This window comes from Acidobacteriota bacterium, assembly GCA_022340665.1.
In the GTDB taxonomy this organism is placed as follows: Bacteria; Acidobacteriota; Thermoanaerobaculia; order Thermoanaerobaculales; family Sulfomarinibacteraceae; genus Sulfomarinibacter.
Genome location: JAJDNM010000025.1, coordinates 33,823 through 45,372, shown reverse-complemented (window position 1 = coordinate 45,372; position 11,550 = coordinate 33,823). Strand labels below are relative to the sequence as shown.

11 protein-coding genes are annotated in these 11,550 nt (G+C 61.9%); 6 read left to right on the top strand and 5 right to left on the bottom strand.

The annotated features are described in order from the left end of the window. Positions 1-125: 125 nt before the first annotated feature. The 4 genes from LJE93_03520 to argF form a co-directional block, all read right to left on the bottom strand. The gene (locus tag LJE93_03520) at positions 126-1,175 is read right to left on the bottom strand and encodes a class I fructose-bisphosphate aldolase (protein ID MCG6947970.1); all 1,050 of its coding nucleotides are present in this window, start codon (positions 1,173-1,175) and stop codon (positions 126-128) included. A gap of 145 nt (positions 1,176-1,320) precedes the next feature. Continuing rightward, positions 1,321-2,664 (bottom strand): MATE family efflux transporter, encoded by a 1,344-nt coding sequence (locus tag LJE93_03515; protein ID MCG6947969.1) that lies wholly within the window; start codon positions 2,662-2,664, stop codon positions 1,321-1,323. Between the two features lie 193 nt (positions 2,665-2,857). After that, complete coding sequence (locus LJE93_03510) at positions 2,858-4,189, bottom strand: saccharopine dehydrogenase NADP-binding domain-containing protein (GenBank protein MCG6947968.1); 1,332 nt, start codon at positions 4,187-4,189, stop codon at positions 2,858-2,860. A 48-nt stretch (positions 4,190-4,237) separates the two neighbouring features. Beyond that, the gene (gene argF, locus LJE93_03505) at positions 4,238-5,224 is read right to left on the bottom strand and encodes an ornithine carbamoyltransferase (GenBank protein ID MCG6947967.1); all 987 of its coding nucleotides are present in this window, start codon (positions 5,222-5,224) and stop codon (positions 4,238-4,240) included. A gap of 121 nt (positions 5,225-5,345) precedes the next feature. Here argF and LJE93_03500 point away from each other — a divergent pair, with 121 nt between their 5' ends. The 6 genes from LJE93_03500 (at position 5,346) to LJE93_03475 (ending at position 10,663) form a co-directional block, all read left to right on the top strand. Further along, positions 5,346-6,443, top strand: a complete 1,098-nt coding sequence (locus LJE93_03500) for a glycosyltransferase family 4 protein (protein ID MCG6947966.1) — start codon at positions 5,346-5,348, stop codon at positions 6,441-6,443. A 35-nt stretch (positions 6,444-6,478) separates the two neighbouring features. Then, positions 6,479-8,650 carry an arginine--tRNA ligase gene (gene argS / locus LJE93_03495; protein MCG6947965.1) on the top strand — a complete coding sequence of 724 codons (2,172 nt, stop codon included), beginning with the start codon at positions 6,479-6,481 and terminating at the stop codon, positions 8,648-8,650. A gap of 127 nt (positions 8,651-8,777) precedes the next feature. Further along, entirely contained in the window at positions 8,778-9,266 is a 489-nt protein-coding gene (locus LJE93_03490; GenBank protein MCG6947964.1) for a GAF domain-containing protein, read from the top strand. 20 nt (positions 9,267-9,286) lie between these two features. Continuing rightward, on the top strand, positions 9,287-9,910 hold the full coding sequence (locus LJE93_03485) for a sigma-70 family RNA polymerase sigma factor (protein ID MCG6947963.1): 624 nt from the start codon (positions 9,287-9,289) through the stop codon (positions 9,908-9,910). Then, a complete protein-coding gene (locus LJE93_03480; GenBank protein MCG6947962.1) occupies positions 9,903-10,346 on the top strand; it encodes a zf-HC2 domain-containing protein in 444 nt (147 codons plus the stop codon). The genes LJE93_03485 and LJE93_03480 overlap by 8 nt, the downstream gene beginning before the upstream one ends. Next, positions 10,343-10,663, top strand: coding sequence for a YbjQ family protein (locus tag LJE93_03475; GenBank protein ID MCG6947961.1), 321 nt, complete (start codon positions 10,343-10,345; stop codon positions 10,661-10,663). Before LJE93_03480 ends, LJE93_03475 begins: the two co-directional genes overlap by 4 nt. Positions 10,664-10,791: 128 nt before the next feature. On the opposite strand, the gene LJE93_03470 is transcribed toward LJE93_03475, so the two are convergent. After that, entirely contained in the window at positions 10,792-11,328 is a 537-nt protein-coding gene (locus tag LJE93_03470; GenBank protein ID MCG6947960.1) for a hypothetical protein, read from the bottom strand. Positions 11,329-11,550: the final 222 nt, after the last annotated feature.

Here is an 11,550-nt window from a genome sequence, read left to right as displayed (position 1 = left end):
GCGCAGCGGGCGAGGTCCGACCGTTCGACGGGAGTTCACTCTTGGAGAACGGAAGGACCGAGAACGAGTGTCGCAATCAACGATCGCTGCCGGCTGGCCTTTCGCTTCGCGGACGCAGACGCTATCTACGCGACCGTGACGTCCTCGCAGCGATAAACGTCCTGGATCGCGTTGAGCAGGGTGACGCCGTCCTTCATCGGCTTCTGGAACGACTTGCGGCCAGAGATGAGTCCCATGCCGCCTGCACGCTTGTTGATGACCGCGGTCACCACCGCCTGCGCGAGATCGTTGTCGCCCGAGGCGCCGCCGGAGTTGATGAGGCCTGCCCGGCCCATATAGCAGTTCACGACCTGCCAGCGGGTCAGCTCGATCGGGTTGTCCGGCACCAGCTTGTCGTAGACCAGGGGGTGGGTCTTGCCGAATCCGATGGCGGTGTAGCCGCCGTTGTTGGTCGCCTGCTTCTGTTTGACAATGTCGGCCTCGATCGTCACACCGAGGTGGTTCGCCTGTCCGGTCAGGTCAGCAGAAGCGTGGTAGTCGGTGCCGTCCTTCTTGAACTCGGCGTTCCTCAGATAGCACCACAGCACGGTCACCATACCGAGCTCGTGTGCCTGCTGGAAGGCATCGGAGATCTCCATGATCTGGCGGCGGCAATTCGGCGACCCGTAGTAGATGGTGGCGCCGATTGCAGCCGCGCCAAGGTTCCATGCCTGGTCTACCGACGCCCAGAGGGTCTGGTCGTATTCGTTCGGGTAGGTCAGCATCTCGTTGTGGTTGATCTTGACCAGGAAAGGGATCTTGTGGGCGTAGCTGCGCGACATCGAACCGAGCACGCCGAGGGTCGACGCCACCGCGTTGCAGCCGCCCTCGATGGCGAGCTTGACGATGTTCTCCGGGTCGAAGTAGATCGGGTTGGGGGCGAAGGAGGCCGCACCCGAGTGCTCGATGCCCTGGTCGACCGGCAGGATGGAAACGAAGCCGGTGCCCGCCAGACGCCCAGTGTTGAAGATCCGTTGCATCGACGCCATCACCTGCGGCGAACGGTCGGTCTGCGAGACCACGCGATCGATGAAATCGGGCCCCGGCAGGTGAAGCTCGTCCTTCGAAATCCCCGTGCACTCGTAGTCGAGCAGCGAGGCCTGGTCACCAAGATGTTCCTTGATCTTGTCAATCATATTTTCCTCCCGTTGTGAGGACCATATTGTACGGCATCTTCCCACTGAGCACATTTGGGATTTCGGATTTCGGATTTCGGATTTTTCCTCCAACAAAACACCTGCTTGCCGCCAAGCTTGGATCCCGATTCCGAGATCTTGCCCCTCATCCCCGTCCACACCGCATGCCGAACAGAGCCGCGAGGATCGCTCCCTTGAGCACAGTTGTGGATGCGATCGCGAACCAGACCGCCTCGACGCCCCACCCCCAGGCGACTAGCCACATCGAGAGCGGAACCCTGACCGCGGTCAGTGCGATCACGATCGCCGCCGGCCATGCGGTCCACTGAACGCCGGCGAAGGCGCCGAGCATCACCACCTCCGCGGCCATGAAGAGCTGCGTCATGCCGACCAACAGCACGTAGGTCGTTCCTGCAGCGACGACCTCGGTATCGTTTGAAAACACCCCGATCGCGACCTCTGGGAAGGCGACCAGGAGAATCGTCACCGCACCCACCGGGATACAGGTGAGAAACAGCGCACGCCACGCGCACCGCACCGCTCGCAGGGGTTCTCCAGCCCCGATGTTCTGGCTGACGACCGTGGTCGCGGCGGCGCCCATGCCCGCGCATACGAAGTAGTTGAGCACCTCGAGCTTGTGGCCGATGCCGAGCGCCGCGACCGCTGGCGTTCCGAAGCCGGTGATGACCCGGGTCAGGAGGATGTAGATGAGCGAAAAGAGTGCGCCCTCGAGGCCAAGGGGGAGGCCGACCTTGAGCGCCTGCCAGGTCTCTTCCATTGGCGGGCGCAGGAAGGCGAAGGGCCGCGGCCGGATTCCGAGGCGGCCCAGCACCACCCAGCCACGAACCGATGCCACCAGCCACGATGCAACCGTCGCCAACGCCGCCCCGGTGACACCGAGCGCCGGCAGCGGTCCGGCGCCGAAGATCAGCACGGGGTCAGCCGTGAGGTTGACGATCGCGGCCAGGGCGAGAAGCCTCAACGGCGTGCGGGCGTCACCGACCGCGCGGAAGGCCGCCGAAAGCAAGACGAAGAGGAAGTACAGGGGCATCCCGGCAAAGACCACCCACATGTACTTCAGACCTTCGGCCGTCACCGGGGCGTCTGTGCCCATGAAGGCGAAGGTCGCGTGGCTGAGGAGAAGACCGGACGCCGAGACGATCGCGGAACCCCAGACTCCGAGGGTCTGGCCGGCCGCCGCCGCCCGTTCGGCGCCGGCCGGGTTATTGCCGCCGATGGCCCGCGCCAGCACCGAGCCCGACCCGGCAGCCGCACCGTCACCCAGCGTCTGGGCGAGCCACATCGTGAAGCCGGCGGTTGATGCCGCCGCTAGCGCCACCGGCCCCACCCTCCCGAGCCAGAATGTGTCAACCACCAGGAAGCCGGCCTGCAACAGCGCCGCCATCGCCGCTGGAGCCCCGAGATGGAGGATCGCGCGGTCGATCGAGCCCGACACCATCAATTCGCGGTAGCGAAGAGCCTGATTCACGGCGCTGAAGCTTAACAGGTGCGCTGGCCGAAAAAATGAGGAATTAGGAATGAGGAGTTAGGAATTCCCACCCGCCCTCCCATTCTCTGGGGGTGCGGGTGGAAAATCCGAAATTCGAAATCCGAAATTCGAAATGCCACAAGCTGGATGGGCGGCATTCCAAATTCCTAATTCCTAATTCCTAATTCCTAATTCAAACTCTCTTGACGTCTTCGCTGAACTGGATACCGAGGCGCTGGAGCTCTTCCAGCGCCGGTTCGTAGAAGCTCTTCATCACTGGCACCTGCACGCCGGGCTCGTCGAACTTGCCTTCGAGGATGAAGCGCACCGCCACCGCCGCAGGCAGGCCGACCGTGCGATTCATCGACGAGTCGCCGCCGGGGATGCCGAAGTCGATCATGGTCGAGGTGACGTTCTCGGTACGATCCGGGAACTCGGCGACGAAGGTGTGCTGGAGCACCAGCATGTCGCGCTCGCCCTCGTTGTACGACATCCTGTCGAGCATGTGGGCCGTGAGGATATCCACCGGCGCCGTCGGGCCCTCCGGAAGCGGTTCGTCGCTCAGGAGGCCGAGCCACTCCATCTTGGAGATCTCGGGGCCGTCGGCCGCAATCCCCAGCTTCGACGCCACCTCATTCTTGATGTCCGACGCGTCCTCGGCGCCGATTAGAAGGGCGGTCAGGCCTGCAAAGGTCTTGCCTCGCAGGCCACCGATGCCGTCGGTCCGAAGCCAGCCGATTCGCGCCACCTGCTTCATCGCCGCACACCAACCCGGGAATCGCAGAGTGCCGCGGAACATGACATCGCGTGGATCGATGCCGTAGGGCTCCGTGTAGGGCATGCTGTCACGGTTGGGATAACCCTCGAGATCGGTCTCGACACCTTCGATCTCGACCGTCACCGGCCACACGTGATCGAAGAGCTGCTCACCCGGCACCTCGACCACCTCACCGTCGCGGCGATACCGCGCATCGTTGAGGCCGGCCAGCAGCACGCCGCGCGGGCTCCAGGAGAACTTGTAGCCGTAGGGGTTGTCGTTGGCTTCGGGCGCCGGAAGGCCGCCGCAATACGACTGGAAGGTCGTGACCTCGCCGCCTTCGTCCTGCACCCGGTCGATGACCTTCATCGCCGTCATGTGGTCGATTCCGGGATCCACCCCGAGCTCGTTGAAAAGAATCACGCCCTTTTCCCGAGCCTCGGCGTCGAGCGCCTTCATGTCGTCCTTGACGTACGAGGTGGTCACCATGTGCTTGCCCTGGTTGAGGCAGGCCCGTGCCACCTGCGGGTGGAACTGCCAGGGAAGGAGGCTCACCGCCACGTCGTGGTCGGCGATGATCGCCTCGAGCCTTTCCGGCTCGGTCGTGATGTCGAACGCTATCGGTGTGCCGTTGGGATGGCCATCGAGGATGTCCTCGGCCTTGCTGACCGTGCGGCTCGCGACGGTGACGTGAAATCCATGATCGAGCAGATAACGAACGTGGGCGCGCACCACCAGCCCGGCTCCGAAGACTACGACTCTGTTCATTTGATTTCCTTTCTCAGTGGCAATTCGTGGCCACGCGGTGTTCTCGGGTCATTTCCCAAGAGTCGCTACCATCACCGCCTTGATGGTGTGCAACCGGTTTTCGGCCTGGTCGAAGACCCGCGATTGAGGCCCTTCGAAGACCGCGTCCTCGACCTCCTGGATGTCGGGGTACTGCTGCGAGACCTCGGTATCCAGATTGTGGAATGCGGGCAGGCAGTGGAGGAAAATCGTACCTGGCTTTCCTGTAGAATTCATCATCGCCTCGGTAATCTTGTACGGACCGAGCACCGCAATCCGTTCGGCGATGAGTGCCTCCTCTCCCATCGAGGCCCAGACGTCCGCATAGACGGCGTCGGCTCTGGCCACACCTTCGTCGATGGAGGCGGTCACGGTCAGCGTGCCGCCGGTCGATGACGTGATCTCCTCCACTGCGGCCACCAAGTCGGGGTCCGGGAACAGCCCTCCCGGGGACACGATGCTGCAATGCATGCCGAGCTTGGCGCAGCCCACCATCAACGAGTTGGCGACATTGTTGCGTCCATCACCGACGTAGGCGAGCTTCTGGCCGACCAGATCTCCGAACTCCTCTTGCATGGTGAGGACGTCGGCCAGGAACTGGGTCGGATGCCAGTCGTCGGTGAGTCCATTCCACACCGGCACGCCGGCGTATTCGGCCAGTGTCTCCACAGTCTTGTGGTCGTAACCGCGGAATTCGATGCCGTCAAACATTCGGCCCAGAACCCGGGCCGTGTCGGCCACCGTTTCCTTCTTGCCGAACTGGATGTCGCCCTTGCCAAGGTACTCCGGATGGGCGCCCTCGTCGATGCAGGCAACGGTGAAGGCGCAGCGCGTCCGGGTCGAAGGCTTCTCGAAAAGCAGGGCGATGTTCAGCCCCTCGAGGGCGGTTCCGCGGATCCCGGCCTTCTTCTTCGCCTTGAGCTCGGCCGACAGGGTCAGCAGATGGCGAATTTCCTCCGACGAGAAATCCAGGAGCTTGAGGAATGAACGCCCTTTGAGTTCAACCGTCATTGGCACCTCCGCATCTGAAGCCACGCCGGCGACACAGGAGTGGCCGCCGGCGCCGCTGCATACTACCGCCAGCGGGTCACTTTGCCAAGGCTTTTCAATGTTTCGAGATCTTCGTTATGCTCTGGCGATGCGAGTGGGTCTCGTGGTGTTCGCCAACAAATGGACCGGCGCCGGTGCCGTAGCCGAGCTGACCTGCCGTGCCCTCCGCCGCGCCGACGTCGATGCACACCTTCTCTTCGTTGGCGGGCGGAATCTGGAACGGCGACTCGAAGGCAACGAATGGGCCTATCCCGGCCTCAGCAAAGATAGAACAGCCGCGCAACTGGCTGGCAATATCGGGGCCATCAAAAGACTCGCCGACGAATCTGACATCGTCATCTCCCATCTCCCCCACGACCACTTCCTGTGTTTTACCGCCGGAGTGCATCGATCCGTTCCCCTGGTGCGAGCTTTCCGCCATCCGCGGAGTCTCCGGAGAGATCCCTACCACCGTTGTCTCAACCGGCGGATTTCCGGCGCAGTGCTCGCCTACTCCGCTCTCGAGCGAGATCTTCCGCGGGTGTTTTCGGGAGTTCCCGTCGCTTCCCTGCCGGTACCGCTCGAGGACCGGTTCCGTCCCGGCAACGGTAGCGAGTGGCGTGACCGCCTCGGGATTCCGCGACACGCTCCAGTGATTGGATCGGTGGGCAAGCTCGCAGCTGGACGAGGCTTCGATCTCATGCTCGACGCTGCTTCGATGCTCTCGAACCCGGCCCACATCATCATCGTCGGTCATGGCGAACTCCGGGCTGGACTGGAAAAACAGGCCCATCATCTCGGCCTGGCCGAACGAATCAGCTGGGCCGGATATCAGAATGAGGCACTGCCAGATCTCTATGCGGCAATGGATGTTGTTCTCTTCTGCGCTCCCGGATCCGACTGGGGCCACCGGTCCATCTCCGAAGCCCAGGGCTGTGACCGGCCAGTGGTCGCGGTTTCGTGGCCGGGCGTCGAGGACCTCATGCATCAGGGCATTAATGGTCGAATCGTCCAGCCAGACGCCTCCCTGGTGGCCGAAGCCGCCGACTCCCTGATGGCAGATCCGAAAGCCATGAATGCCTCCGGCTCACCAGCTTCAGCCGTCGCGGACCGGCGGTTCAAGCAAAGCGGGGAGCGTTTCGCACGTTTCCTCGGCAAGGTCCTCTCGGAGTCGCGTGAACGGAAAACGAGCACGGGGGACGGCTGAATCGAGTAGAATCGCGCGTTGACCTTGGAGAAACGATGCCCCTGGAATCAATCAGACGAAACGCAGCCGAAGCTTTGGCACGAGCACTCAAAGAGGCGTTCGGTTACGAGGCCGCCGAGTTGAAGCTCGAGGTGCCGCCGAAACGCGAATTGGGCGACCTCGCGTGGCCCGGTGCACTGCCTTTGGCCAAGGAGCTCAGGACTTCACCTCGGCAGATCGCAGAAAAGGTGAACGAATGCGCCGAATGGCCAGCAGAGGTCACCCGGGTCGAGATCGCGGGTCCGGGTTTCCTCAACCTCTACCTGGCCCGCGACCAGATGCTGGTCGCGTTGCTGTTTGGCGAACGCACCACGGTCGCCGGTGGGCACGGGAAGACGATTGTCGAGCACACCAACATCAACCCGAACAAGGCAGCCCACATCGGCCATCTTCGTAACGCAGTCCTCGGCGACCTGCTGGTTCGATCCCTGGGCCACCTGGGGTGTCCAGTCGAGATCCAGAACTACATTGACGACACGGGAGTCCAGGTCGCGGACGTCGTGGTCGGTCTGCTTTTTCTCGACGAGAATCTTCTCGCGGAGGTCCTTGGAATCGAGCCCTGCCGACGCGACGAGCTCATCGAGTCCTTCATATCACGCGCGCCGGTCGACGCCGTTCCTGTCGCCTCGACCGACGATTTCGACGACCTGTGCTGGGACGTCTACCCCCGCGTCACCGCGCGTTACCGGGAGGATCCGGATTTCGCTTCCCATCGCGCCGAGATTCTCCACGCCATCGAGGGGGGCTTCGGCGAGCTCGAGCTCGACCAGGCGCTACAGCTGCTGCACGGCTCGATCGTTGCCGGCGAAACCTTCAACCAGAAAGCTGTTGCGCGGCTGGCGGCCGAGGTTGCCGAGGCCAACGTTCGCTGTCACCTCGCGACGATGGCCCGACTCGGTGTGGCCTACGATCTGCTGCCGCACGAGTCGGACATCCTTCACCTGGGGTTCTGGAACCGTGCGTTCGAGCTGCTGCAAGCGTCGGGGGCCGTGCGCCTCGAAGACGACGGCAAGAACGAGGGCTGCTGGGTGATGTCGCTTGCCTCGAGCCCCGAGTTTGCCGACATGGACGACCCGGACAAGATCCTCGTCAGATCCAACGGTACGGTGACCTACACCGGCAAGGACATCGCCTACCAGCTCTGGAAGTTCGGGCTGCTGCTCGATCCGGACGGATCACGACACGATTTCGGCTACCGGGTCTTCACAAACTGGGACCAACCAGGACCGGCCCTGCCGGTGTCGTACGAAGGTGATGCCGAGAAACTTGTCGAAACCACCTCGGATGCGTCCCAAAAAATCGAAGGCCTTACCTTCGGCGCTGGAACCAGGGTCTACAACGTCATCGACGTTCGCCAGTCCTATCCACAGAAGGTGGTGAAGGAGGCAGTCCGGATCCTCGGTCACCCGGAGGCCGCCGACAACTCCATTCACTTCGCCTACGAGATGGTCGCCCTGACGCCCGCTGCGGTTCGCGTCATCGAGGAGAGAACCGAGAGCTCCTTCGGTTTGAGCGATGAGGAAATGGGAAAATCCTATGTCGAGATGTCGGGCCGCCGGGGTATCGGGGTCAAGGCGGACGAGTTTCTCGACGTCCTGACCGATGCGGCGGAGGACGCGATCGTGTCGCGCTTCGACGGCACTGGAACGCCGGCAGACGTCGCTGATCGCGCCCGGGCGATCGCCGTCGGTGCATTGCGGTACCTGATGGCACGCCAGTCGCGCAACCGCGTTCTCGCCTTCGATTTCGACGACGCCCTCGCGTTCGAAGGTGACACCGGACCCTATCTCCAGTACTCAGCGGTGCGAGCACGGAAGGTTTTCGACAAGCTCGCCGAGCGCCGTGGAGAGGGGCGGCTCGAGGGAGACGAAATCGATCGCCTGCTCGGGACCGAGATCGACGACGACCTGTGGGAGATGATCCTGCAATGTGCCCTCCGGCAAGAGGTCGTCGGCCAGTCCGTGATGCATCTCGAGTTTTCTCTGCTGGCCCAACACACGCACGAGCTGGCCCAGCTCTTCCATCGCCTCTACCACGCGCACCCGGTCGTACCTGAGGACGATGCCGAAATGAGGAGGTTGCGGCGAGCAGTGTTCACGCTCTTCGACTCGGAGATGGAGATCCTGCTCGAACAGCTTCTCGGAATACCGATCCCGGAGGAGATGTAGAAAAATGAGGAATGATGAATGAGGAATGAGGAATGAGGAATGCCATCCACGCACCCGTGTCGAGTTCGGGAGGTCGGGTGGGAATTCCTCATTCCTAATTCCTAATTCCTAATTGCGAGAAACAGCCATGACCGACCAAAGTCGTCTCGACCGTTTCAAGCGCATCGCCAAGCAGCTCGAGGAGCTGATCGAGAAGACCGAAGATCGCAGCGCCCACTGCGCCACGGCCGCAGCGCTGCTCCACCACAAGGTGCCCGGGGTCTCTTGGACCGGCTTCTACTTTCTCAAGAATGGAGAGCTGGTGGTGGATGCGTACCAGGGCCCGGTGGCGTGCCTGGTGCTCGAGCGCCACGTGGGCGTGTGCTGGGCTGCGATCGACAGCAACAAGACCCAGATCGTGCGAGATGTGCACGCATTTCCCGGCCACATTCCGTGTGACAGTCGCAGCCGTTCCGAGGTCGTCGTCCCGATTCACGGTCCGGACGGCCAGGTGACAGGAGTGCTCGACATTGATTCCCACAAGGAGGCACACTTCGACGAAATTGACGGAGAGGGCTACGAAGCGGCGGTGAAGGTGCTCGAAACCCGGTGGAATAAGAGTTCCTCGGGCGCGTAAGGGAGGGCGTGAGCATTGCCATGACCGGCCCGCGGCCCACTCCGGCAGCCGTTGCACTGTCGCCTCCGAGCGAGGCGCAGACTGTGATACTCGCTCAAAAGGGTGACGTTGACGCGTTGGATGAGCTCGCCCGGAGCTGTCGGCAACAGGCCTACATCTTTGCTCTGCAGCTTATCGGCCACCCCGACGATGCGCTCGACGTGGCCCAGGATGCGATGGTTCGGTTCTTTCGTTCCCTCGGTCGATTTGATGCTTCGCGACCGGTCCGCCCATGGCTGTTGCGTATCGTGCGTAATCTGGTGCGGGACCGCGCGAGACGTCTCCGGGTGCGAAAAACCGAATCGCTCGAACCTGCGGATGACGTCCTGCGCTTCGAGCCCCGGGACACCGCACCCGATCCCGAGGCACAAGCCTCGCGGCGTGAGCTTCAGGCTCTGGTCTGGCAATGTCTCCAGAGAATCCACCCTCGATATCGCGAGGTCCTGGTTCTGCGCGACTACCAAGACCTGTCTTACGCGGAAATCGCGAAGACTCTCAAGATACCGAGAGGAACGGTGATGTCGCGCCTGCACCGAGCCCGACGCCTGTTACAGGAAGAGGTGCGGAGGCACAGGAGCGGCACCGGGGAGGCTACGGATGACTGATCGCTGCCCTGCGAGCTTTGACGAGACGTTGATCTCCGGATATATCGACGGCGAGTTGACCCAGGCCGCCGAGCAAAGGGTCCGCATTCATCTCGAGGACTGTACGTATTGCCGCGGACTGATCGACGAACTCCGGACATTGAGGGAAGCGGCGATGTCCACTGAGTTCTCCCGGCCAGATGATTCCCAGTGGGACGAGCGGCCGAAGACGGGTTTGAGCCTTGCCGCCCGAGGAACCGGCTGGGTTGTAGCCATCATCTGGGCCGTGGCCTTGGCGGGCTTTGCGTTATGGCAGTTCTGGCAGGGATCTGAAAACCTGATGGAACGTTTCCTGGTGTTCGGTGGACTCAGCGCCCTTGTACTCCTGTTCCTCTCGGTACTGCTCGACCGGCTGCGGACCGCACAAACCGACCCTTACCGGGAGGTGGAGAAATGATCGTTGTCTCTGATGACAAGATTGCGGGCATGCATATCATTCGGACCCTCGGCCTGGTTCGCGGCAACACGATCCGCGCCCGTCACGTCGGCAAGGATGTGATGGCCGTTCTGCGGACCCTGGTCGGAGGCGAGGTGTCCGAGTACACAAAAATGATGGCCGAGTCACGGGAGCAGGCTCTCGACCGAATGGTCGAGGACGCCGAAGCCCTGGGGGCGAACGCGGTGATCTGCACCCGTTTCGCCACCTCGATGCTGATGACAGGCGCAGCAGAGCTGCTGGCCTACGGCACCGCGGTTGTGGTCGAGGACGACTGACTGATCTGACGACCTCGGGCGGGTCGGCCATCCGCATGATCCGGTTCGGTTCGTCCATCAAAACAAACAGCCGACCCGAACCGGTCGGCTGTTTATCTGAATCAAATCTCTGCCTGTTGTCGACTATCTCAGAACGTATAGATGACTCCCGCATTGACGCCGAATCCACCGACGTCCATCGTCCCCTTCACACTGCTGGCAGGCGTGCCATAGGTCACGTCCGACTCCGCCCAGCGATACACCGCTTCGGCAAAAAACTTGGTTCGATGCGTGCCGAGATTGAAGCCGAGGAGGCCGTAGAATCCGAGGCCGTTTTTGGCGCTGGCGTTATCGACGGAGGTGTACATCAGCGATACCCCACCGCCCACATAGGGCATGAACTTGTTATAGGGGTTGAACAGGTATCGAGCGCCGAGTTCAGCAGGCATCACCTGCACCTTGCCCCTATATCCGGTAATGGTGTCAACATTCGAGACGCTCGGGTACCAGGTGAAGGAGAGATCACCGACCCACCTCGTACCGCCGAGAGTCAGCCGCACGCCCAAACCGCCAGTCTGACCGTCGTCGTTGACTTCAGCATACGACCCGAACAGGCTGTATCCACCGCCGGCCCAAGCCGGGGTCGCCAGAATGCAGATACCGAGAACTAAGAGAGCCTTACGCATGCATACCTCCGCGGGAATTCCCTTGCTTAATCAATCGAATTCGCTTTTCCTTCCCTGCTATTTATTGTACCTCAAGATACATCAATTTGTCGGTTGGGACTGGCCAAGATCTTGAGGTTCCATCACTTAATCGTGGTCTATTCGAGTGATGCAGCGCACAATAACTGTGACTTCACTGCAGATTACGGAAAAGATTCTTCATTCTTCTCTGAAATATCAGCG

What these genes read in the sequence shown, in the direction of transcription:
- LJE93_03520 (MCG6947970.1), bottom strand. Translation starts at nt 1,175, where the DNA reads ATGATTGACAAGATCAAGGAACATCTTGGTGACCAGGCCTCGCTGCTC.
- LJE93_03510 (MCG6947968.1), bottom strand. Translation starts at nt 4,189, where the DNA reads ATGAACAGAGTCGTAGTCTTCGGAGCCGGGCTGGTGGTGCGCGCCCAC.
- LJE93_03500 (MCG6947966.1), top strand. Translation starts at nt 5,346, where the DNA reads ATGCGAGTGGGTCTCGTGGTGTTCGCCAACAAATGGACCGGCGCCGGT.
- argS (MCG6947965.1), top strand. Translation starts at nt 6,479, where the DNA reads ATGCCCCTGGAATCAATCAGACGAAACGCAGCCGAAGCTTTGGCACGA.
- LJE93_03490 (MCG6947964.1), top strand. Translation starts at nt 8,778, where the DNA reads ATGACCGACCAAAGTCGTCTCGACCGTTTCAAGCGCATCGCCAAGCAG.
- LJE93_03485 (MCG6947963.1), top strand. Translation starts at nt 9,287, where the DNA reads ATGACCGGCCCGCGGCCCACTCCGGCAGCCGTTGCACTGTCGCCTCCG.
- LJE93_03480 (MCG6947962.1), top strand. Translation starts at nt 9,903, where the DNA reads ATGACTGATCGCTGCCCTGCGAGCTTTGACGAGACGTTGATCTCCGGA.
- LJE93_03475 (MCG6947961.1), top strand. Translation starts at nt 10,343, where the DNA reads ATGATCGTTGTCTCTGATGACAAGATTGCGGGCATGCATATCATTCGG.
- LJE93_03470 (MCG6947960.1), bottom strand. Translation starts at nt 11,328, where the DNA reads ATGCGTAAGGCTCTCTTAGTTCTCGGTATCTGCATTCTGGCGACCCCG.